At 68.1% G+C, this 21,714-nt stretch carries 24 protein-coding genes; 12 read left to right on the forward strand and 12 right to left on the reverse strand.

The features are described 5' to 3' along the window. The first annotated feature begins 26 nt into the window (after positions 1-26). The 5 genes from kdsA (at position 27) to CSW60_RS00940 (ending at position 5,873) form a co-directional block, all read left to right on the forward strand. The gene (gene kdsA, locus CSW60_RS00920; protein WP_099535332.1) at positions 27-893 is read left to right on the forward strand and encodes a 3-deoxy-8-phosphooctulonate synthase; all 867 of its coding nucleotides are present in this window, start codon (positions 27-29) and stop codon (positions 891-893) included. 3 nt (positions 894-896) lie between these two features. Further along, entirely contained in the window at positions 897-1,898 is a 1,002-nt protein-coding gene (gene rfaD / locus CSW60_RS00925) for an ADP-glyceromanno-heptose 6-epimerase (protein ID WP_099535334.1), read from the forward strand. Between the two features lie 101 nt (positions 1,899-1,999). Next, positions 2,000-3,481 carry a hydroxymethylglutaryl-CoA synthase family protein gene (locus tag CSW60_RS00930; protein WP_099535336.1) on the forward strand — a complete coding sequence of 494 codons (1,482 nt, stop codon included), beginning with the start codon at positions 2,000-2,002 and terminating at the stop codon, positions 3,479-3,481. Positions 3,482-3,490: 9 nt separating this feature from the next. Beyond that, positions 3,491-4,693: an acetyl-CoA acetyltransferase gene (locus CSW60_RS00935; RefSeq protein WP_099535338.1), complete on the forward strand. Its 1,203-nt coding sequence runs from the start codon at positions 3,491-3,493 to the stop codon at positions 4,691-4,693. 43 nt (positions 4,694-4,736) lie between these two features. After that, positions 4,737-5,873, forward strand: coding sequence for a DUF3089 domain-containing protein (locus CSW60_RS00940; protein ID WP_099535340.1), 1,137 nt, complete (start codon positions 4,737-4,739; stop codon positions 5,871-5,873). On the opposite strand, the gene CSW60_RS00945 is transcribed toward CSW60_RS00940, so the two are convergent. Together CSW60_RS00945 and CSW60_RS00950 are read right to left on the reverse strand one after the other, a co-directional pair. After that, positions 5,837-6,208 carry a DUF6285 domain-containing protein gene (locus tag CSW60_RS00945; RefSeq protein ID WP_099535342.1) on the reverse strand — a complete coding sequence of 124 codons (372 nt, stop codon included), beginning with the start codon at positions 6,206-6,208 and terminating at the stop codon, positions 5,837-5,839. The two genes, CSW60_RS00940 and CSW60_RS00945, sit on opposite strands and share 37 nt — an antisense overlap. Next, complete coding sequence (locus CSW60_RS00950) at positions 6,205-7,170, reverse strand: phosphotransferase family protein (RefSeq protein WP_099535344.1); 966 nt, start codon at positions 7,168-7,170, stop codon at positions 6,205-6,207. The genes CSW60_RS00945 and CSW60_RS00950 overlap by 4 nt, the downstream gene beginning before the upstream one ends. 112 nt (positions 7,171-7,282) lie before the next feature. Between CSW60_RS00950 and CSW60_RS00955 the strand changes: the two genes are divergently transcribed. Then, complete coding sequence (locus tag CSW60_RS00955; RefSeq protein WP_099535346.1) at positions 7,283-8,227, forward strand: DUF808 domain-containing protein; 945 nt, start codon at positions 7,283-7,285, stop codon at positions 8,225-8,227. On the opposite strand, the gene recG is transcribed toward CSW60_RS00955, so the two are convergent. The 5 genes from recG to tcyJ all read right to left on the reverse strand — a co-directional run bounded on the left by recG (position 8,224) and on the right by tcyJ (position 12,932). Further along, the gene (gene recG, locus CSW60_RS00960; RefSeq protein WP_099535348.1) at positions 8,224-10,320 is read right to left on the reverse strand and encodes an ATP-dependent DNA helicase RecG; all 2,097 of its coding nucleotides are present in this window, start codon (positions 10,318-10,320) and stop codon (positions 8,224-8,226) included. The genes CSW60_RS00955 and recG overlap by 4 nt on opposite strands. A gap of 46 nt (positions 10,321-10,366) precedes the next feature. Continuing rightward, positions 10,367-10,669, reverse strand: a complete 303-nt coding sequence (locus CSW60_RS00965) for a hypothetical protein (protein ID WP_099537509.1) — start codon at positions 10,667-10,669, stop codon at positions 10,367-10,369. An 81-nt stretch (positions 10,670-10,750) separates the two neighbouring features. Beyond that, positions 10,751-11,488, reverse strand: a complete 738-nt coding sequence (locus CSW60_RS00970; RefSeq protein ID WP_099535350.1) for an amino acid ABC transporter ATP-binding protein — start codon at positions 11,486-11,488, stop codon at positions 10,751-10,753. After that, entirely contained in the window at positions 11,485-12,144 is a 660-nt protein-coding gene (gene tcyL, locus CSW60_RS00975) for a cystine ABC transporter permease (RefSeq protein ID WP_099535352.1), read from the reverse strand. Before tcyL ends, CSW60_RS00970 begins: the two co-directional genes overlap by 4 nt. Positions 12,145-12,146: 2 nt before the next feature. Then, the gene (tcyJ, locus tag CSW60_RS00980) at positions 12,147-12,932 is read right to left on the reverse strand and encodes a cystine ABC transporter substrate-binding protein (protein ID WP_099535354.1); all 786 of its coding nucleotides are present in this window, start codon (positions 12,930-12,932) and stop codon (positions 12,147-12,149) included. A 174-nt stretch (positions 12,933-13,106) separates the two neighbouring features. Between tcyJ and CSW60_RS00985 the strand changes: the two genes are divergently transcribed. After that, positions 13,107-13,565, forward strand: a complete 459-nt coding sequence (locus tag CSW60_RS00985) for a nuclear transport factor 2 family protein (protein WP_099535356.1) — start codon at positions 13,107-13,109, stop codon at positions 13,563-13,565. 12 nt (positions 13,566-13,577) lie between these two features. Here the strand turns inward: CSW60_RS00985 and CSW60_RS00990 are convergent, their stop codons facing one another. After that, positions 13,578-14,696 (reverse strand): beta-ketoacyl-ACP synthase III, encoded by a 1,119-nt coding sequence (locus CSW60_RS00990; RefSeq protein WP_099535358.1) that lies wholly within the window; start codon positions 14,694-14,696, stop codon positions 13,578-13,580. Between the two features lie 237 nt (positions 14,697-14,933). On the opposite strand from CSW60_RS00990, the gene CSW60_RS00995 reads away from it, so the two are divergent. From CSW60_RS00995 to CSW60_RS01005, 3 genes are all read left to right on the forward strand, one after another. Continuing rightward, positions 14,934-15,464 carry a porin family protein gene (locus tag CSW60_RS00995; protein WP_099535360.1) on the forward strand — a complete coding sequence of 177 codons (531 nt, stop codon included), beginning with the start codon at positions 14,934-14,936 and terminating at the stop codon, positions 15,462-15,464. A 145-nt stretch (positions 15,465-15,609) separates the two neighbouring features. Beyond that, positions 15,610-15,993, forward strand: a complete 384-nt coding sequence (locus CSW60_RS01000) for a hypothetical protein (RefSeq protein ID WP_201722941.1) — start codon at positions 15,610-15,612, stop codon at positions 15,991-15,993. Then, on the forward strand, positions 15,993-16,961 hold the full coding sequence (locus CSW60_RS01005) for a sterol desaturase family protein (RefSeq protein WP_099535364.1): 969 nt from the start codon (positions 15,993-15,995) through the stop codon (positions 16,959-16,961). Before CSW60_RS01000 ends, CSW60_RS01005 begins: the two co-directional genes overlap by 1 nt. Here the strand turns inward: CSW60_RS01005 and CSW60_RS01010 are convergent. Both CSW60_RS01010 and CSW60_RS01015 read right to left on the reverse strand, forming a co-directional pair. Beyond that, positions 16,891-17,919, reverse strand: coding sequence for an NAD regulator (locus tag CSW60_RS01010; protein ID WP_099535366.1), 1,029 nt, complete (start codon positions 17,917-17,919; stop codon positions 16,891-16,893). The genes CSW60_RS01005 and CSW60_RS01010 overlap by 71 nt on opposite strands. Continuing rightward, positions 17,882-18,526 carry a YfbR-like 5'-deoxynucleotidase gene (locus CSW60_RS01015; RefSeq protein ID WP_099535368.1) on the reverse strand — a complete coding sequence of 215 codons (645 nt, stop codon included), beginning with the start codon at positions 18,524-18,526 and terminating at the stop codon, positions 17,882-17,884. Before CSW60_RS01015 ends, CSW60_RS01010 begins: the two co-directional genes overlap by 38 nt. Positions 18,527-18,631: 105 nt before the next feature. Between CSW60_RS01015 and CSW60_RS01020 the strand changes: the two genes are divergently transcribed. Both CSW60_RS01020 and CSW60_RS01025 read left to right on the forward strand, forming a co-directional pair. Continuing rightward, the gene (locus CSW60_RS01020) at positions 18,632-19,444 is read left to right on the forward strand and encodes a universal stress protein (protein WP_099535370.1); all 813 of its coding nucleotides are present in this window, start codon (positions 18,632-18,634) and stop codon (positions 19,442-19,444) included. 38 nt (positions 19,445-19,482) lie between these two features. Then, a complete protein-coding gene (locus tag CSW60_RS01025) occupies positions 19,483-19,857 on the forward strand; it encodes a hypothetical protein (protein WP_099535373.1) in 375 nt (124 codons plus the stop codon). Between the two features lie 5 nt (positions 19,858-19,862). On the opposite strand, the gene CSW60_RS01030 is transcribed toward CSW60_RS01025, so the two are convergent. Together CSW60_RS01030 and CSW60_RS01035 are read right to left on the reverse strand one after the other, a co-directional pair. Further along, complete coding sequence (locus CSW60_RS01030) at positions 19,863-20,672, reverse strand: hypothetical protein (RefSeq protein ID WP_099535375.1); 810 nt, start codon at positions 20,670-20,672, stop codon at positions 19,863-19,865. A 103-nt stretch (positions 20,673-20,775) separates the two neighbouring features. Further along, positions 20,776-21,645, reverse strand: a complete 870-nt coding sequence (locus CSW60_RS01035; protein ID WP_099535377.1) for a MoxR family ATPase — start codon at positions 21,643-21,645, stop codon at positions 20,776-20,778. Between the last annotated feature and the right edge of the window lie 69 nt (positions 21,646-21,714).

Raw genomic sequence — 21,714 nt, forward strand, 5'->3', positions numbered from 1 at the left:
GCCTCTAATACGTCGGAAGTATCGCCTTGGATCAGCCGCAAGCCGTCGCCCCCAACGCCGTCGTCGAGATCAAGACCCCGACCGGCGCGCCCGTTCGTATCGGCAATGGCGAGCGGCTCTCGATCATCGCCGGACCGTGCCAGATGGAGAGCCGTCAGCACGCCCTGGAAACCGCCCATGCGCTCAAGGAGATGGCGCAACGTCTTGGCGTGGGGATGATCTACAAGACCTCGTACGACAAGGCCAACCGCACCTCGGCCAACGCCCAGCGCGGCATCGGCCTGAAGGACAGCCTGCCGATCTTCCAGGAGATCCGCGAGGCCACCGGCCTGCCGACCCTGACCGACGTGCACGAGACCAGCCACTGTCCGATCGTGGCCGAGGCGGTCGACGTGATCCAGATCCCGGCCTTCCTGTGCCGCCAGACCGACCTCTTGCTGGCGGCCGCCGCGACCGGCCGGGCGATCAACATCAAGAAGGGTCAGTTCCTGGCCCCCTGGGACATGAAGAACGTGATCGCCAAGGTCACCGGCGCGGGCAATCCCAACGTCATGGCCTGCGAGCGCGGCGTCTCGTTCGGCTACAACACCCTGGTCAGCGACATGCGCAGCTTGCCGATCATGAAGGAGATCGGCTGCCCGGTGGTGTTCGACGCCACCCACAGCGTCCAGCAGCCGGGCGGGCAGGGAACCTCTTCCGGCGGCCAGCGTGAGTTCGTGCCGGTCCTGGCCCGCGCCGCCGTGGCCGTCGGCGTCGCCTGCGTCTTCATGGAGACGCACCCTGATCCGGACAAGGCGCCGTCGGACGGTCCCAACATGGTGCCGATGAGCCAGTTCGAGGCGCTGGTCGCCAACCTGCTCGAATACGACGCCCTGACCAAGCGCGCGGCCTAAGCCGTGAGCCGTCGTATCGTCCTCGTCACCGGCGGCGCCGGCTTCATCGGCTCCAACATCGTCGCCAAGCTCTGCGAGGATCCGGCGCTGGACGTCGTGGTCTGCGATCGCCTGCGCGACGCGGCCAGCGGCAAGTGGCGCAACATCGCCAAGCACCCGATCGCCGACTTCGTCGCCCCCGAGCAGTTGTTCGATTGGCTGGCCAAGCACGGTTCCGAGGTTGAGCTGATCGTCCACATGGGCGCGGTCTCGTCGACCACCGAGACCGACGCCGACAAGATCGTGCAGTCGAACTTCGTGCTGTCGCGCGACCTGTGGGACTGGTGCGCAGAGCACGGCAAGCGCTTGATCTACGCCTCGTCGGCGGCGACCTATGGCGACGGCAAGCTGGGCTTCGACGGCAAGGATGACCTGGCCTCCCTGAGGGCCCTGCGCCCGCTGAACGCCTATGGCTGGTCCAAGGCGCTGTTCGACATCCACGCCGCCCGCGAGGCCGCCCGCGGCCGCGCGCCGACCCAGTGGGTGGGCCTCAAGTTCTTCAACGTCTATGGCCCCAACGAGGACCACAAGGGCGGCATGAAGTCGGTCGTGGCCCAGATCTGGCCGCGCATCGCCGCGGGCGAAGGGGTCAAGCTCTTCAAGTCGCACAATCCGGACTACGAGGACGGCGGCCAGCTGCGCGACTTTGTCTATGTCCGCGACGTGGTCGATGTGGTCGCCTGGTTGGCCAAGAGCCCGGCGGTGAACGGCGTGTTCAATCTGGGCTCGGGCCAGGCGCGCTCGTTCCGCGATCTGGCGGTGGCGACGTTCGAGGCGGTCGGCCGCCAGCCGGACATCACCTATATCGACATGCCCGAGGTGCTGCGCGGCAAGTACCAGTACTACACCCAGGCTGACATGAGCCGCCTGCGCGCGGCCGGCTACGACGCGCCGATGACCTCGCTGGAGGACGGCGTCGCCGACTATGTGGCGGGCTATCTGAACACCGACGACCCCTATCGCTGAGACGTGTTTCCCTGCCGCCGGGGAACACTTGTCCCTGCCTGACGCGAGCGTAAGCTGAACGTCGATAAGTCGAGATCAACTCGACCGGCAGGGAGTGAGAAATGGTCGGCATCGCCGCCTGGGGCGCTTATGCGCCGCGTCTTCGTCTGAGCCGCAAGGCGGTGACCGAGGCCAACGCCTGGGTCGCGCCGAACCTCAAGGCCAAGGGCAAGGGCGAACGGTCCATGGCCAATTGGGACGAGGACGCCCTGACCATGGCCGTCGAGGCCGCGCGCGACGCGTTGGGCCCTGACGACGACCGCTCCCACATCGACGCCCTCTATTTCGCCTCGACCACGGCGCCCTTCGCCGACCGGCTGAACGCCGGTGTGGTGTCGGCGGCGCTCACCCTGGAGAAGTCGATCGCGGCGACCGACGTGACGGGATCCCAGCGCTGCGGCCTGACGGCCCTGGCCCAGGCGCTGTCCGCCGTCGCCGGCTGCGGGGCCAAGGCCGCCCTGGTCGCGGCGGGCGAGCACCGCAAGGCGCGCGCCGCCTCCGCCCAGGAGCTGGACTTCGGCGACGGCGCGGCGGCCTTCGTGGTCACCGACGGACCGGGGGCGGCCGAACTGCTGGGCCGCGGCAGCGTCACCGACGATTTCGTGGACCACTTCCGCGGCGACGACGGCGGCTTCGACTACTACTGGGAGGAGCGCTGGATCCGCGACGAGGGCATCGTCAAGCTGGTCCCACCGGCGATCCGAAAGGCGCTTGAGGTTGCCGGCCTAAGTACTTCCGATGTCGATCATTTCTGCTTCCCGTCCACCTTCGCCGGCATGGCCGCCACGGTGGCGAAGGCGGCCGGGATCAAGCCGGAGGCCGTGCGCGACAACCTCGCCGCCGTGATGGGCGAGGCGGGCTGCGCGCATGGGCCGATCATGTTGGCGCACGCGCTTGAAAACGCTCGTGAAAACGAGGTGATCCTCGTGGCGCAGTTCGGTCAGGGCGCCGAGGCCCTGGTGTTCCGCGCTACGGGCCAGGGACAGCGTCCCGCGCGCGGCGTCACGGGTTCGCTCGCCGATCGAAAAGAAGAGACCAACTATCTGAAATTCCTGACCTTCAACGGCCTCGTCGAATGGGACAAGGGCATGCGGGCCGAGAAGGACAACAAGACCGCGCTGACGACCCTATACCGCAATGAGGACATGATCCTGGGCCTGGTCGGCGGCCGCTGCCGCGAGACCGGAGTCGTTCAGTTCCCGCGCACCCGCATCTCGGTCGCGCCGAACAACCCGGCGGTCGACACCCAGGAGCCGTACAAGTTCGCCGACCGGCGCGCGAGCATTCTCAGCTACTCGGCTGATTATCTGACCTTTTCCATGGCCCCGCCGAACCACTACGGCATGGTCGTCTTCGAGGGCGGCGGGCGGATCATGATGGACATCACGGATGTCGCGCCGGGCGATGTCGAGACCGGCCTGCCGGTGCGGATGGTCTTCCGCGTCAAGGAGGTCGACGAGAAGCGCGGCTTCGTCCGCTATTTCTGGAAGGCGACGCCCGATCGCGCCGCCCTGGCCAACGCGACCGCCCAGGCGGCGGAATAGGAGGCGAAGATGCCACAGGGTATCCGCGACAAGGTCGCCATCCTCGGGATGGGCTGCAGCAAGTTCGGTGAGCGTTGGGACGCCGGCCCCGACGATCTGATGGTCGAGGCCTATCTAGAGGCCATGCAGGACGCCGGCATCGAGCCGACGCAGCTGGATGCGGCCTGGTTCTCGACGCACATCGACGAGATCGGCTCGGGCAAGGGCGGCACGCCGCTGTCGATCGCCCTGCGCCTGCCCAACATCGCCGTCACCCGGGTCGAGAACTTCTGCGCCTCGGGCTCCGAGGCGTTCCGGGGCGCGGTCTACGCCGTGGCGGCGGGGGCGGCCGACATCGCCCTGGCGGTCGGCGTCGAGAAGCTGAAGGACACCGGCTATGGCGGCCTGCCGGTCGCCAATCCTGGGACGCTGAACCCGCAGGTGATGCCGAACGGCTCGGCGCCCGGCAACTTCGCCCAACTCGCCAGCGCCTACCGCGCCAAGCACGGCGTCTCCAAGGACGACCTGAAGCGCGCCATCGCCCACGTGTCGGTCAAGAGCCACGCCAACGGCGCCAAGAACCCTAAGGCCCACCTGAGGAAGCCGATCACCGAGGAGCAGGCGCTGAACGCCCCAATGATCGCCGAGCCGCTAGGCCTGTTCGACTGCTGCGGCGTCTCGGACGGCGCGGCGGCGGCGATCGTCACCACGCCCGAGATCGCCCGCGCCCTGGGCAAGCACGACCTCGTCACGGTCAAGGCGCTGCAGCTGTCGGTCTCGAACGGCTACGAGAGCCAGTACAACGGCTGGGATGGCAGCCACTTCCACACCGCCCGCATCGCCGCCGGCAAGGCCTACAAGGAGGCTGGCATCGAGCGTCCGCGCGAGCAAATCTCGATGATGGAGGTGCACGACTGCTTCTCGGTCACCGAGCTGGTGACGATGGAGGACCTCTTCATCTCGCCCGAGGGACAGGGCTGGAAGGACGTGCTGGACGGCTTCTACGACGCCGACGGCGGGGTGCCGTGCCAGATCGACGGCGGGCTGAAGTGCTTTGGCCACCCGATCGGCGTCTCGGGTCTGCGGATGCTATACGAGATGTACCTGCAGCTCCAGGGCCGCGCCGGCGAGCGGCAGCTGGCCAATCCCGTTTTCGGCATGACCCACAACCTGGGCGGCGCGCCGGCCAGCAATGTCTGCTCGGTGGCGATCATCGGCCAAGAGGGCGCGTAGGAAAGGGGCTTAATTCCGTCCAGCGCTTGATGTACCGAGGGGCATGGCTCTCAAAGGCTTCAAGCGCTGGATTTTCGCGGGCGTCGTCCTGTTCCTGGCGCTGATCCTGTCGGCGGCCTTCATCTGGCGCTACGACATCCTCAGCAACGCGCTGGACCCCAAGGTCCCGTTCCTGACCTATCACCCGCCGCCCGCGCCGGACTACGGCAAGCGGGCGTCGTGGGCCCTGCTGCCGCGAAATCCCGAGGCCGTACCGCCGGCCGACCGCCTCGTGGACATTTTCTTTGTCCATCCGACCACCTTTGACGGCGGGCGGGACTGGAACGGCGGCATCGACCAGCCCAAGGCCGCGCGGTTCCTGTCGCGGGTGGTGCTGCCCAACTATGCCGGACCCTTCGATCGTGTGGGGCGCATCTTCGCGCCGCGCTATCGTCAGGCCAGCCTCTACACCTACCTGACCCTGCGCGACGACGCCCGCGAGGCGCGGCGCTTCGCCTATGGCGACGTGTTGCAGGCGTTTCGGGCCTATCGCGTCCGCTACGGCCAGGACCGGCCGTTCATCATCGTCGGGGTGGAGCAGGGCGGCTCCCTTGCCGCGCGCCTGCTGAGCGAGGAGATCGCCGCCAAGCCCGATCTCAAGAGCCGCCTCGTCGCGGCCTATCTGATCGAGACCCCCGTTCCGGCCGATGAATATACGCTCGCCGCGCCGCTGCCGGCCTGCGAGCGCAAGGCTCAGGCGGGATGCGTCGCCGCCTGGATCTCGGCGCCGGAAGGCGACTTCCAGCGGGTGCAGGAGCTGATTGGCCGCTCGCTGGTTTGGGATCCGTCGGACCAACTGGTGAACCTCGAAGGCCGCCCACCGCTGTGCTTCAACCCGCTGCTCGGCGGAACCTCGGTGGAGCGCGCGCCCGCTCGTCTGAACCTGGGCGCGGCCAACGCCACCGGCCTGGACTGGGGCGCCCGTCCGCCGTTCCTCCAGCGCCAGGTGTCGGCGCGCTGCGAGAACGGGATCCTGCGCACCAGCAAGCCGAAGTCGAACTCGTTGCGCGACAGCGGCTCCTGGGCCGACCGGCGCAAGGTCGACGCCTTCAACCTGTTCTACGCCGACCTCGAAGCCGACGCCCTGGAGCGCAGCCGGGCGGCTCAGCCGCCGGCGAGCAAAGCCTCCAGTCCGCCGTAGCTCGGCTGGTCGATCCGGATCTGGCCGATCGCCGTCGCGCGGAGGTGGGACAGCAGCGCCGGGTCACGCGGTGCGATCCGGCCCTCGCGCAGGGCTTCGCAAAGCGCGGCGTTCAAGGTCGCGAAATCGCCGTCTCGGTCCAGCAGCGCCCTCAGGCGCCCGACCGCCTCCGCCTCCAGCGTCGCGCCAAGCTCGGCCTCGCGCGCCGCGGTGGCGCGGGCGTTGTCGGTCACGCGCGAGAGAAAAGCGTGGCGGGCGTCGCCTGGCGTGGCGGGCTGGGCGTCGAAGGCGGCGATCGCCTCGGACAGCTCGGCGGCGGTTGGATGGCTGATCATGCGGCCTCCATCAGGGCGACGAGGTCGATCTCGGTTTCGCTGGTGCGGCGGCCGATCATGGCGCGCTCGATCGAGCGGTCCGCGCCGGCGGCGAAGCTCTGGTACATCATCAGGCACATAACCCCCCATTTCAGCGAGCCCAGGGCCTGCCAGAACTTCACACGCTCCAATGGGATGTCGCCGCCGTGGCCGGCTAGCAGCTCCGCATAGTCCCCAAAGCCGCCGACCGGCTTTCGCCACTCGCCGAAGCGCCAGGAATTGACGCACATCCAGCCGAGGTCCTCGGCCGGATCGCCCAGATGCGCCAGCTCCCAGTCGAGCACGCCGACCAGGCCTTGCTCGGGATGGATCATCAGATTGCCATTCCGGAAGTCGCCGTGGACCAGCACCGGCTTGTCGGGCGGCGGCGGCGCGATGGCCTCCAGCCAGCGGAAGGCGGCCTCCAGGATCGGCCGCGGGGCCTTCATCTGGCGATAGAGGTCTTCGTAGCGCGCCAGCTCGCCTCGAGCGTCCGATGTGGTCAGCGGCGGCAGGCCTTCGATTGGGATGGCGTGAATGCGAGCCAGGACCTCGCCGCAGCGGCGGGCCAGGCCAGGACGGACGCCGGCGAAGGCCTCGTCGCGGACGATCCGTCTCCCCAGGGTCTCGCCCTCAAGGCGACGCATGACATAGGCCTCGCCGAGACCATCGTCGGGTTCACAGACGTGGACCACGCTGGGCGCGGGCGCGCCGGCTATGTCGGCGGCGCGGATCAGAGCCGCTTCGCTGGCCAGAGGCAGGGCGGTGTCGCGCGGCAAGGCGCCGTCTGGCCGTCGGCGCAGGATCAGCGGCGCGCCATCGTCGAGATCGAAGGCCCAGGTTTCGAGGCTGGCCCCGCCTGACAGTCGGCGAGCGTTGCGAGCGCCTGTCGCGGCGGGCGACAGGCGCGGGGCGAGGCGGTCCAGGGCGGCGGCGACATCCATGGAAGGGAAGCTTCCAGCCTTGACCCGGCGTCAGGCAAGAGGCCCTCATCTTTACGGCGAGGCCGGCGCGCCTTAGGCAGGACTCCACCCGTTTCGCTGTACAGGATTTCCGATGCCTTCCGGTCTCGCCGCGCTGCTCGATGACGTCGCCGGCATCACCAAGCTGGCCGCCGCCTCGCTGGACGACGTGACCGGCGCGGCCGGCAAGGCGGGGTCCAAGGCCGTGGGCGTGGTGGTCGACGACACCGCCGTGACGCCCGGCTACGCCATGGGCTTCACGCCCGACCGTGAGCTGCCGATCGTGTGGAAAATCGCGCTGGGCTCGTTGCGCAACAAGCTCTTGTTCCTGCTGCCCGGCGCCATGCTGCTGTCGGCCTTCGCGCCCTGGGCCGTCACGCCGATCCTGATGTGCGGCGGCGCCTATCTGGCCTTCGAGGCGACCGAGAAGGTGGTGGAGGCCTTCACGCCCGAGAGCGAGGGCGAAGCTCCCGAGGCGCTCGCCATGAGCGCGCCGGAGCTGGAGAAGCAGAAGGTGGCCGGCGCCATCCGCACCGACCTCATCCTGTCGGCCGAGATCATGGCCATCGCCTTGGCCGATGTGACCGCGCAGCCGCTCGCGATCCAAGCCGCCGCGCTGACCGTGGTCGGCGTGCTGCTGACCATCGGCGTCTATGGCGCCGTCGCCCTGATCGTGAAGATGGACGACATCGGCCTGCACTTGTCTCGCGGCAAGGTCCAGAGCCTGCGCGGCTTCGGGAGGGGGCTGGTCAAGGCCATGCCCTGGACCATGGAGGCCCTGACCGTGATCGGCACCGCCGCCATGCTGTGGGTCGGCGGCGGCATCATCGTCCACGGGCTGGAGAGATTCCACCTGACACCCGTGCCGCACTGGGTCGAGGGTTTCTCGCACTGGGCGGGCCAGGCGCCGGGAGTCGGCGCGGTGACCGGCTGGCTGGCCTTTGCGCTGGGCTCGGCCGTGGTGGGTCTCGCGGTCGGCGGCGTCCTGGCGGGTGTGATGCACCTTTGGCGTCACCGCAAGGGCGCGGCGTCGCACTAACCCGCTTCGTTCAAGGACGAGACGGGCTTCCAGTCGAATAGCTCTTGGAGCATCCGCAGCGCCTGACCGCGCGGCGAGGTGAGCTCCGGGTCACGCGCCAGGATCAAACGCGCGTCGTCGGCGGCCACGGCGATCAAGTCGCGGTGCGCGACCGGATCGGCCAGGCGATAGGCCGGGAAGCCGCTCTGCTTCAGGCCCAGAGGATCGCCGCCGCCGCGCAGCTCAAGGTCCTTCTCGGCGATCTCGAAGCCGTCGTCGCTGCGGCGCAGGATGTCGAGGCGCTTCTGGGCGACCTCGGACAGCGGCGGGTCGTAGAGCAGCACGCACGAGCTCTCGCGCGTCCCCCGGCCGACCCGGCCGCGCAGCTGATGCAGCTGGGCCAGGCCGAAGCGGTCGGCGTGCTCGATGACCATGATGCTGGCGTTGGGGACATTGACCCCGACCTCGACCACCGTGGTGGCGACCAGCACGCTGACCTCGCCATCAACGAAGCGTTGCATGACCGCGTCCTTTTCGGCGGGCGGCATCTGGCCGTGGACCAGGCCGACACCCGGCAGGTGGCGGGCCAGGTCGGCGGCGCGGTCCTCGGCGGCGCGCAGGTCAACCTTGTCCGACTCCGAGACCAGCGGGCAGATCCAGTAGGCCTGGGCGCCGCCGGCGATCGCCGCGCGCAGGCGCTCGACGATCTCGGGCACGCGCGGCGTCGGCGCGGCGCGAGTGGCGACCGGCGTGCGCCCGGGCGGCTTCTCGTCGATGCGCGAGACATCGAGGTCGCCGAACACGGTCAGCTCCAAGGTGCGCGGAATGGGGGTGGCCGACATCGCCAGCAGGTGAACACCCCAGTCGACGTTGGGCGGCCCTTTGTCCTGCAGCCGGCGACGTTCGTTGACGCCGAAGCGGTGCTGCTCGTCGATGATGGTCAGGGCTAGCGCTTTGAAGGCGACGTCGTCCTGGAAGAGGGCGTGGGTGCCGACCGCGATGTGATGGGTCCCGTCGGCGAGGCCGGCCAGCTTGGCGGCGCGGCCCGCGCCCTTGTCGCGGCCGGTCAGCAGGATCACCGAAAGGCCCAGCGCCTCCAGCGGTCCGGTGATGGTCTCGAAGTGCTGGCGGGCCAGGATCTCGGTCGGCGCCATCAGGGCCGATTGCAGGCCGGCGCTGGCCGCGTCGGCCATGGCCAGCATGGCGACCACGGTCTTGCCCGAGCCGACGTCGCCCTGCAGCAGCCGGCTCATCCGCTCGCCCGAGACGAGGTCGCCGCGGATTTCCGACAGCGACCGGATCTGGGCGCCGGTCAGCTTGAAGGGCAGGGCTTTCTCGGCGGCTTCGGACAGCGGTCCGGCCGGGATCAGCGGTCCCGGATGCGAGCGGCGCGCGGCCTTACGCTGGGCAAGGGCCAGCTGGTGGGCCAAGAGCTCGTCATAGGCGAGGCGGCGGCGCGGACGGACTAGCGGCGACAGGTCCGCTTCGCTGGCGGGCGCGTGCAGGGCCGCCAGCGCCTCGCGCCAGGCTGGCAGGCGTTCGCGCTCGCGCCAGGCGGCGTCCTGCCATTCGGGGAGATCCGGCGCGCGATCCAGCGCCTCCAGGGCGAACTTGCGGAAGGTGCGTGAGGGCAAGCCCGCCGTGGCCGGATAGACGGTCTCGACCTCGGGGATGTCGCCAGCGCGCTCCTCGGCGACGATGTAGTCCGGGTGGGCGATCTGTAGTTCCGAGGCGAAGCCTTCCGGGCGCTCGACCTTACCGCTGACCGCTCGCCGCGCGCCCTTGGGGTGCTGGCGCTCCAGATGCGGACCGTGGCCCTTGAACCAGATCAGCGTGAGGAAGCCCGTGCCGTCCCAGGCGCGGATCTTCCAGGGCTGGCCCAGGCGATGCGGCGGCTGGTGGCCGTCGATGGTGACGACGAAGGTCTGGACCTGTCCCTCGACGGCTTGGTCCACCGTCGTCACGCTCCGGCGGATCAGGCCGGTCGGGGCCGTGAAGAGCACGTCGCGCACGATCGGTCCCGCCAGCTTCTCCAGTAGCGGCGCGACGCGCGGGCCCACGCCCTTGAGCGTGGACACCGAGGTGAACAGGGGAAAGAGAATCTCCGGGCGCATGTCTCGCGACCTTAGCCGCCCACGCGCCCGTCCGCAGCCACTGGGCTCAGATTGACTTGTTCATCACCGGCTGCAGGGCGATCACGATGTCGGAATACTCGTCCGCGCGCGACGCGCCCGAGACGTTGAGGCGGGTGTAGAGCCAGGTCGCGCCATGGCGGGCATACGCTTCTGACCAGCGGTTCTTGGCGTCGATCAGATTGTTGGCCTCGCCCGCGTAGACCACCGTTCCCTTGGCGTCGACATAGACATAGTTGCCCGCGATCGTAGTCGCGGGATCGCCGTTGTCGGCGAGCTTGTAGCGGTAGACGGCGCCCGAGGCGCCCTTGAGTTCGATGTAAGGCTTCACGCGGTCCTCGCCCTGGAAACACTCGGCGTAGACGCACAGGTCGTGAAGGGTCCCGTGGGCCAAATTAAGGCTACCAAGGAACTACCGCAGCACGCCCGATCTTGCCAGGAAACGCCTCGTCCGCTCCTCGCGCGGCGAGGCGAGGAGCGAGCGCGAAGGTCCTTGCTCCACGATGACGCCGCCGTCCATGAAAATCGTACGGTCGGCGACATCGCGCGCGAAATCCATCTGGTGGGTGACGATGACCATGGTCCGTCGTTCGGCCGCCAGATCGCGGATCACGGCCAGCACCTCGCCGACGAGTTCGGGATCGAGGGCCGAGGTCGGCTCGTCGAACAGGATGACTTCGGGATCCATGGCCAGGGCGCGGGCGATGGCGCAGCGCTGCTGCTGGCCGCCGGAGAGGGCGGCCGGATAGGCGTCGGCGCGTTCGCCCAGGCCCACCTTCTCCAGCAGCGCCAAACCCTTGGCGCGAGCTTCGTCCGCGGGCGTCTTGCGGACGACGACCGGGCCTTCGATCACGTTCTCCAGCGCCGTGCGGTGCGGGAAGAGGTTGAAGCCCTGGAAGACGAAGCCGACTCGGCCGTTCAGCATCCTGGCCAGCGATGTCTTGCCGCCCGCCGTGACGCCGGCGATCGTCAGGTCTCCGCCATTGAGCGGCTCCAGGCCGGCCAGGCAGCGCAGCAGGGTGCTCTTGCCCGAACCGCTGGGGCCGATGATCGCCACCACCTCGCCGGGCGATACGGTGAGGTCGACGCCAGCCAGCACCGGCGTGTCGCCGAAGCTCTTCCTCAGGTCCTTGGCGTCGATCGCGCTCATCGGCGGCCCTCCGAGGCGCGGCGCTCCAGCCGGTGCTGCAGAGCCGCCAGGACCGTCGAGACGATCCAGTAGATGGCGGCCGCGGCCAGATACATCGTGAAGATCTCGTAGGTCCGCGCGGTGATCAGCTGGGTCTGGCGGAACAGTTCCGGCACCTGGATCGTCGCGGCCAGCGAGGTGTCCTTGACCAGGCTGATGAAGCTGTTGGACAGCGGGGCGACCGCGGTGCGGGCGGCCTGGGGCAGGATCACCCGGCGCAGGGCCTGGCCGCGGCTCATGCCCAGCACCGTCGCGGCCTCCCACTGGCCCTTGTCGACGGCGGCGATGGCGCTGCGCAGAATCTCGCAGGCATAGGCCGCGACGTTCAGCGAGAAGCCGATGCCGGCGGCGGCGAGGGCGGGCATCTCGATCCCGAACTGCGGCAGGCCATAATAGATCAGGAAGAGTTGCACCAGGAGCGGCGTGCCCCGGAAAGCGGAGACATAGACGCCGGCCGGCCAGCGCAGCAGGGGCGAGCGCGACAGGCGCATCAGGGCCAGGCCAAAGCCGAGCACGACGCCAACGCCCATGCCGATCACGCTCAGCACAACCGTGTAGCCGGCGCCCTTCAGCAGCAGCGGCGCCGACTGGCGCAGGAGATCGAGACCGGTCTCCATGCCTATTGGGTGACGTCCATGCCGAACCACTGCTGCGACAGGGCCGAGAGCTTGCCGCTGGAGCGAAGCGCGTTGATCGCCTGGTCGATGATGACCTTCAGCGCGGCGTCCTTCTTCATGGCGACGCCCGCGCCTTGGGCCGCGAAGGGCGGTCCGGACGCGACGAACTCGGGCGAGGTCTTGATGAAGTCGGCGGCGACCAGGCGGTCGTTCAGAACCGCGTCGATACGGCCGGCCTTCAGGTCCTGGTACTTGGTGGGATCGTCGTCATAGGTGCGCACGTCGGCGGTCGGCACATTGGCGCGTAGCCATTGTTCGTAGTTGGTGCCCAGGCCCACGCCGACCTTCTTGCCCGCCAGCTCCCCCGGCTTGGTTGGGCCCGGCTTGTCCTTCAGCGTGATGATCTGGATGCCCGAGATCGTGTAGGGCTCGGAGAAGTCGTACTTGGCCTTGCGGTCTGGCGTGATGGTGATCTGGTTGATCACGACGTCCACGCGGCCGGATTCCAGGGCGCCCAGCAGGCCGGCGAACGGCGCGGGGCGGAACTCGGGTTTCAGGCCCAGCTGCGCGGCCAGCGCCTTGGCGAAGTCGACCTCGAAGCCGGTCAGCTGTCCGTCCGCGCCCTGGAAGTTGAACGGCGGATAGGTGCCTTCCAGGCCCACCCGTAACGTTCCGGACGCCTTGATCCGTTCCCAACCGCTGGCGCCGGCCTCAGGCTTCTTGGCGCAGGCGGCCAGCAGGGCGAGGCCGAGGCCGGAAACAACGGCGCGGCGGGCGGGGAATCGCATCGAACGGACCCTTGGGCGAAATACTCTTGCGCATTTCTATACGGGTGCGCGCGGTTCGCCAGTCCGAACGTGGCCGAGGGCGTCGCGCCGCGATCATGACGAGGATTTAAGCTGACGCGCGGCGCCAAGTCTGGGCGCAGTCCCTTTCGCTCGCCCGCAATTGGAGAGACGACCTTGAAGGTCCTGCTTTTCTCGCTCGCCCTGATGGCCGCCCCGCCGTTGTCCGTCGAAGCTCAAACGGCGCCGGAGGCCGCGGCGAAGTCTCCCGACGTTGTCGCCCTCGAGGCGCTGAACGCCCAGTGGCTGACCGCCTACAAGACACGCGACGCCGCGGCGTTGGACCGCGTGCTGGCTGACGACTTCGAGGGCGTCTATCCGGGCGGCCGCATCATGAAGAAGGCCGACATTCTCAAGCTGGCGACCAATCCGGCGCGCTCGTTCGACACGGTGGCCTGGGAGGACGTCCGGATCGTCGTCATCGGTGATGTCGCGGTGCTGAGGGCGCGAGCGCGCATGACCGGGTCCTCGGCCGAAGGTCCGTTCTCCAGCATCAACGACTTCGCCGATGTCTATGTTCGTCGGCCGGGCGGCTGGCGGGCGATCTCCGCGCACGTGGTCCGCGTCACGGAGTAGCGCTCCGGCCTGTCAGCCGCGCTTGCGCACGAACACCGTACCGGCCGAATAGCCGGCGCCGAAGCTGCAGATCAGGCCTGTCTCGCCGGGCTGGAAGTCGTCATTGGCCGTGTGGAAGGCGATGATCGAGCCGGCCGAGCTGGTGTTGGCGTATTCGTCGAGGATGATCACGTTCTCGCCGGGCGCGGGGTCGCGGCCCAGCACCTTGCGGCCGATCATCTCGTTCATGTTGATGTTGGCCTGATGCAGCCACAGGCGCTTCAGGGTCGACGGATCCAGGCCCAGGTCCTTGGCGTGTTCGATGATCATCTCGCTGACCATCGGCACCACCTCGCGGAACACCTTGCGGCCCTCCTGGACGAACAGCTTGTCCTTGGCGTCGGCCCCTTCCGGGGCGGCGCGGTTCAGGAAGCCGAAGTTGTTGCGGATGTTGTTCGAGAACTGGGTCTTCAGGCGCGCGCCCAGGATTTCCCAGCCGTCCTTGGCCCGGTCGGCGTCCTCGATGATCACGGCCGTCGCCACGTCGCCGAAGATGAAGTGACTGTCGCGATCCTTGAAGTTCAGGTGGCCCGAGCAGATTTCGGGATTGACCATCAGCACCGCCTTGGCGCTGCCGGTCGTCACGAAGTCGGCGGCGGTCTTGATGCCGAAGGTCGCCGACGAGCAGGCGACGTTCATGTCGAAGGCGAAGCCCTCGATGCCCAGCGCCTGCTGGATCTCGATCGCCATGGCGGGGTAGGGGCGCTGCATGTTCGACGCGGCGCAGATCACCGCGCCGATCTCGCTGACCGGCTTGCCCCAGCGTTCGATCGCCTGCTTGGCGGCCTCGACGGCCATCTGCGCCAGGATCGAGATCTCGTCGTTCGGACGCTCGGGGATGATCGGTCGCATGACCTCGGGATCGACGATCCCAGACTTGTTCATCACGAAGCGCGACTTGATGCCCGAAGCTTTCTCGATGAACTCGGGCGAGGAGGGGGCGAGAGCGACGACCTCGCCGGCCGCGATGGCCTCGGCGTTGGCGGCGTTGAAGCGCTCGACATAGGTGTTGAAGGCTTCGACGAGCTCTGCGTTGGAGATGCTGTGAGGCGGGGTGAACAGCCCCGTGGCGGCGATGACAGCTTGCGGCAAGACGACGGTCCCGATGATACGCGCGGGCCTCGTCCTGTCTCAGGGCGGGCTCGCGTTCTGACGCTTGTTTGACGCCGTAGATAGCACGGAAGCCGGCCGCGTCATCCAGCGCCTTTTCGGCTTCGACACGCAATGGCCCCAAACGGGACCGTGAACCGCCGCATGCCCGCCGCGTTATCCGCTTAGCCCTAGGCTGGCTGAGGGAGCAAAGAGTACGCGTAGCATAGGAGTATAACAATGAAGACTCTCATCGCTGTCACCCTGGTCGCCGGTTCGGTCGTCGCGACCCCGATGTTCGCTCAAGCTCAGAATTCGACGGATGTCTATGGCTCGGTCAACTATGGCCAAACTCGGACCAAGGGCGCTGACACCGGCGCTATTCAGGGTCGCGTCGGCGCCAAGTTTACGCCTAATTTTGGCGTCGAAGGCGAAATCGCCGGCGGCGTCGATGGCGACACCGTTTATGCGCCCGGCGCGGCCAAGGTGAAAATGGAGCATCAGGCGGCCGCCTACGCGGTCGGCTACCTGCCGGTCACGCCCAACCTCGACCTGCTGGCCCGCGTCGGCTACGGCACGACCAAGTTCGAGACCAAGAACCCGGCGGCCACAAACTTCGACGGCAGTCGCGAAAGCTGGAACTACGGCGTGGGCGCCGAGTACAAGCTGGACGGCAAGAACGGCATCCGCGCCGACTGGACCAAGTCGGAATACACCAAGAGCGACCTGAGCTCGAACACGGTGTCGGTCGGCTACGTCCGCCACTTCTAAGCTTTGGTCTCACGATTGCTGAAGAACGGCGCGTCCCGCGGGGCGCGCCGTTTTCTTTGCGGCGACCGCCCGCGCCGCTTGACGACAGGGAGCGACGCCCTTCAATCTGAACAGCAATAAGATAAAAAGGGGAGGCGCGTTGGTCTTGGATAAGGCGCTGTTGATTCAGCTGGGCGGGTCCGTCGTCGCCGTCGCTCTGCTGGTGGCCGTGGCGGCCTGGCTGGGCGCGGCGCGGCCCACGCCGCCGCTGGACGTCGAGGCGGCCCAGTCTCTACTGGCCGTCGAATTCCCGGATCATGCGCCGGCCGCTATCTGGATCGCCGCCGATGGGGCGGGCCTCATCGCGCGCGAGAACGACCAGGCCCTGGTGATCTGGCGGCGCGGCGACGGCTATGTCGCGCGCGAGGCGGCCTGGAGCGCCGTCTCAAATCTTCGTCCGAGCAACGGACGTCTTTCCATGCGGGTGGGCGACGGCCGTCCCGTCTTCGCGGTCGCTGATGACCGCTGGCCGCCCAAGGAGCTCGCTTGATGCTGAAACCGAGTTTTGATCCCGTTCAGCTGGCGATCCCGTTCTTCGTTCTGGCGATCGTGCTGGAAGTCCTGCTGGGCCGCTTCGGCAAGGCCAAGGCGAACTACGAGACCCGCGACACAGCTGTGTCCCTGAGCATGGGCCTAGGCAGCACGGTCGCTGGAATCCTGTTTGGCGGGATCATCTTCGCGGCCACGGTGTGGGTCTGGAACCACCGGATTTTCACGATCCCCATGACGGCGGTCTGGGCCTGGGTGGCGGTCTTCCTGCTGGAGGACCTGACCTACTACTGGTTCCACCGCATCGCCCATGAACGCAGGGTCTGGTGGGCCAGCCACGTCAACCACCACACCTCGACCCACTACAATCTCTCGACCGCGCTCCGGCAGACCTGGACCGGCGGGGTGGCCGGCACCTGGCTGCTGTGGCTGCCGCTGTCCTTCATCGGCTTTCCGCCGGCCATGGTGGCGATCCAGAAGGGCGTCAGCCTCGTCTACCAGTTCTGGATTCACACCGAGGCGATCAAGCGCATGCCGCGCTGGTTCGAGGCGGTGTTCAACACGCCCTCCCATCACCGGGTGCACCACGCGCGCAACGCCCGCTACCTGGACGCCAACTACGCCGGCATCCTGATCATCTGGGACCGCCTGTTCGGCACCTTCATCCCGGAGACCGACGAGGAGCCCTGCCGCTATGGGACGGTGAAGAACCTCGGCAACTTTAACCTGCTGCACAACGTCTTCCATGAGTGGGTCGGGATAGGCCGCGACGTGGCGGGGTCGAAGTCGCCGCGCGAGGCTCTCGGCTATGTCTTCGGCCCGCCCGGCTGGAGCCCCGACGGCTCGCGCGAGACGTCGCACACGCTGAAGGCCAAGTGGCGGGCGCGGGAGGAGGCGGCTAGTCGCGTAGCAGAGGCAAGGACAGACCCGTCGCCTGGCGCGTCGCCAGCATCTCGCGCCGGAACCTGAACAGCTCGGCGGGACGGCCGCCGGTCTCGGCGTCGAGGCGGCCCAGGCCCTCGACCAGTTCCTCGCGCTCAACGACGCGGCGGAAGTTCTGTTTGTGCAGCGGCACGCCGGCGATCGCCTCGACCGTGCGCTGCAGGGTCGAGAGGGTGAACTCCTCGGGTGTCAGCTCGAACACGACCGGGCGGTACTTGATCTTGCCGCGCAGGCGCGAGAGGCCCGTGGCCAGGATGCGCCGGTGGTCGGAGATCATCGGCTCGCCGAGCGCCGCCGACAGCGCCTCGGGCTCGGCGGGATCGTGGCCGTCGGCCCGGGCCCGGTCGCGGGCGGCCTCAGGCGCCAGGCCGGCTTCGTAGAGCAGCTCGTAGCGCTCGAGCACGCGCTCCTCGTTCCAGGGCGCGCCGTCCAGGGCGAAGGCCAGGCGCGCGCGGGACCACTTGCCGGCGTCGTCGCCAGCCCACCGGCGCAGAGCGGGGGCGATGGCCTCGTCGAGCAGGGCGGGGCGGCCGGCGCGCCAGTCCTCCCACGGGAAGAACCGGCTCCACGGGGCCCAGGCGGTGTCCGGCGCGTCGGTGTCGACCGCCTTGGGCGTCAGGCCCAGATAGCCGACCGAGACGACGCGCGCGGCGCCGGCGCCGACCTCGGCGCGCGGCGCGTCGCGGCCCTTGTCGCCGAAGGTGTAGAGCTGCTCGACATAGCCCAGCTGGAACCGGGTCTGCGCGGTCACGAAGGCGCGCAGGCCCAGCTCGAACGTGCGATGCGCCTCGGGGTCGAACGGGCCGAAGGGCAGGCCCGACAGCGGGGAGGCGACGTCGGTGACGGCGTCGTGCGGTCGCACGGTCAGGACGACGGCCTCGCCGTCGCGGATCGCGACGACCACCGCCGACAGACCGATGACGACCGAGATGCTCATCGCGCGGCCATCACTCGGTCTCGAAGGCCGCGCCGGGCGCGGACTCATAGCCGGCGGCGCGTGACAGGACGTGGAAACGTTGGACGTAACGCGCCTGGGCCTCGAACGGCGGCAGGGGCGTGATGTGGAGATCGTAGCCGACGGGCGGCGCGCCGAAGATCGACAGCGACTCCTCGTGATTGAAGCCCGCCAGCTGGGTGGCCTCGAAGAAGGCGCAGGCGCGGTCGGCCTGCTTGATCAGCTTCTTGATCGGGGCGGGGGTCTTGGGCGGCAGGCCGAAGCGGATGTGGATCGCGTCCTCGAGCCTGGCCTCGAAATCCTTGTAGCTGACGCCCAGCGCCGCCTTGAACGGGCTGATCATGTCGCCGATCACATATTCGCTGGCGTCGTGCAGCAGGGCGGCCAACCGCCAGCGGGGCTCAAGGTCGGGCTTGATGTGCGCGGCGATCTCTTCGACCACCAGGCTGTGCTGGGCGACCGAGAAGCCGTGGTCGCCGACTGTCTGGCCGTTCCAACGCGCGACGCGCGCCAGGCCGTGGGCGATGTCCTCGATCTCGATGTCCATCGGCGACGGATCGAGCAGGTCGAGCCGACGTCCTGACAGCATCCTCTGCCATGCGCGGGGCGGTTTGCCCTTGTGCAGCCCTTTGGCCACGAGATCGTTCCTCACGGTGAAGGTGGTTGACTGACCTATCGGTTGAGAAAGATCAATGAGACTGTCGCCGTCATCTGTGGAAATGCCCCTAAAGGGAGTTCGATCATGAGCTGGGCGAGAATTATGGTTCCTCTCGCGGGAACCGCGCACGATCAGACGGTTGTGCAGCTGGCCGCCAAGCTGGCGGGCGCTTTCCAGGCCGAGCTGGCCTGCGTCCATGCGCCAGCCGACATGGCGGACCTGATGCCCTGGATGGGCGAGGGCTTCATGGGCGGCGTGCAGGTCACGGCGCTGGAAAGCCTGAAGGAAGCGGCCCAGGAAGGCGCCAAGGCCTGCGCCAAGGTCGCCGCTGACGTTTCCTATCCCCACACGAAGGTCATCAGTCTGGAGTCGCCCGTCTGGGCGGGCCTGGCCATGGAAGGCCGCCTGTCCGACGTCATCGTCTTCGACGACGCCGCCGCCCGGGGACGTGGCCCCTTGGCCGAGGCCTTCCAGCAGCTGGTCGCCGACGAGCAGCGACCGACCCTGGTGGCCCGTACGGGCTTCAAGCCCGACGGCGTCGCGGTCGTGGCCTGGGACGGCGGCAAGGAAGCCAGCCGCGCCATGCGGACGGCCCTGCCGCTGCTGCAGAAGGCCTCTTCGGTTGTCGTGGTCGGCGCGCCGTCGGCTTCGTCGCGCGCCTTCGAACTGGATCGCCTGGTCGCCTTCCTCGGCGCGAGAGGCGTCAAGGCGACGGCCAAGGTGCTGGAGGGCTCGGGCGACGCTGGCGGGCTGCTGCTGAACGCCGCGCGCGACGCCGGCGCGAACCTGCTGGTCGCCGGCGCGTTTGGTCATCCCCGGCTGCAGGAGTTCATCTTCGGCGGGACAACCCGGACGCTGCTGAACAGCGATGGTCCGTCGCTGTTCCTGTCGCACTGATCTCGTCCAACCATAAGAAAAGAAAGGGAGACGACCGCATGTCTCTTTCGCGCATCGTTCTGCGCCTGGCGCGCAATCCCGGCACGGAGTTCGCCGGCGGCGACGACCATCGCGGCTATGCCTTGACCGCGCCGCTGACGGCGGACGGCCACATCGACGAGGACGCCTTCTCGAAGGTCAAGGGCGAGTGCAGCGTTCGCCGCTTCGCGCCGGACGAGGACGCCGTGGACGGTCGCCTGAATCGTCGGGGCGCGCGCTGGTTCTTCGACTACGACAACACCGACGACTCCGATGACGAGCCGCTGCACCGCCTTGGCGAGCACCGCTTCGCACTCGGGGAGTATGTCACGGTCACCGACGAGGACGGCCGTCCGCTGACCTACAAGGTGATGGAGGTCGGTCCGGCCCAATAATCCCGTTAGCCGCCCACGTTATGGCGGACGAGGGCCTTCATGTCCTTGAACAGGTCGTGGTCGTCGGTGTCGCGGGTCTTGGCCTTGACGACGGCGACGGCCAGCGGCCCGCCCTTGGGGCCCCGGGCCTCATACCCCGCCAGCCGGAAGCCCTTCGGGGCCTTGTCATTGGCGATGATCAGGGTCGAGCGGACATCGCCGCGGCCGCCCTTCTTGGCGCGGATTTCCGCGCCATTTTCGTTGGAGCGGATGGCGACGTCGCCCTCGCCATGCTCGTCATCGGCGGTGATGTTGACGGTTCCCTGGCCGTCGTCGCCCTTCATACTGACGTTCTTGTTGACCTTCACCTCGGCCGCGCCGCCGTCGCTGTTGATGGTCAGGTGGCCGATCCGGATGTCGGCCGCGTCGTCATGGGCGTCGATCGTGACGCCGGGCAGGTGGATGCTGGCGTGGTTCTTGCCGCCCTTCATGTCGTGAGGCGGCTTCGGCGCGGGCGGCGGCGGAGGCATAACGCCCTTCAGTTCGGCTTCGATCGGCGACAGCGCCGCCTCGGCGTCGCCGCCGTTCAGGCGCACCAGGCGCAGATCGACAGAAGCCGTGGGCGACTCATAGGCGCACGACTGACCGTCGGCCGCGACCGACACGCGGCGTAGCGCGCCCTGCTTTTCCGGACAGTCCAGGCGATCGATGACCCGCAACGGTTCGCGCAGGCTCAGGCGGTGCTCGCGCGGTTCCTCGGCGCGATGGCAGGCCGACAAGGCCGTGGCGCCGGCGCTGATCAGCAGCGCGGCCGCAAGCCATTTGGAATGACGCATAGGTACCCCCGGGACGCTTCCCTTGTTGCGCGGAAGGTGGTCGCCCGCCCGCCGCGCGTCCAGTGAAATCCGAGTAACGCGGATTGCAGCCCTGGGGACGGGATTACTGCCCCGGACGGGCGCCCGAACCCTCGCGACGCGCCAGGAAGGCCAGGCGCTCGAACAGGTGAACGTCCTGCTCGTTCTTCAGCAGGGCGCCGTGCAGGGGCGGGATCAGCTTGGTGGGGTCCTTCTCGCGCAGGACCGTCTCGTCGATGTCCTCGACCAGCAGCAGCTTCAGCCAGTCCAGCAGCTCGGAGGTCGAGGGCTTCTTCTTCAGGCCCGGCACCTTGCGCATGTCGTAGAAGATGCGCAGGGCCTCGGCGACCAGCTTCTGCTTGATGCCCGGGAAATGGACGTCGACGATGGCCTGCATCGTCTCTTCCTCGGGGAAGCGGATGTAGTGGAAGAAGCAGCGGCGCAGGAAGGCGTCCGGCAGCTCTTTTTCGTTGTTCGAGGTGATGATCATCACCGGCCGGACCTTGGCCTTGATGGTCTCGCCGGTCTCGTAGACGAAGAACTCCATGCGATCGAGCTCCTGCAGGAGGTCGTTCGGGAATTCGATGTCGGCCTTGTCGATCTCGTCGATCAGCAGCACCGGGCGGACCTCGCTCTCGAAGGCCTCCCAGAGCTTGCCCTTCTTGATGTAGTTCTTGACGTCCTTGACCCGCTCGTCGCCCAGCTGGCTGTCGCGCAGGCGGGTCACGGCGTCGTATTCGTAGAGGCCTTGCTGGGCCTTGGTCGTCGACTTGATGTGCCAGGTGATCAGCGGCGCGCCCATGGCCTTGGCGACTTCATAGGCCAGCACCGTCTTGCCGGTGCCAGGCTCGCCCTTGATCAGCAGGGGCCGTTCGAGGGCCACCGCGGCGTTCACCGCGACCTTCAGGTCGTCGGTCGCCACGTAGTCGGAAGTGCCTTCAAAGCGCTGGCTCATGCCTATCTCCGCCGGAAACGACTCCGGTTCGAACAGTTGTTCAAATCGAGCCGTTCAAACTACCGGCGC

Origin of the sequence: Caulobacter sp. X, from assembly GCF_002742635.1 — a bacterium.
Lineage (GTDB): Bacteria > Pseudomonadota > Alphaproteobacteria > Caulobacterales > Caulobacteraceae > Caulobacter.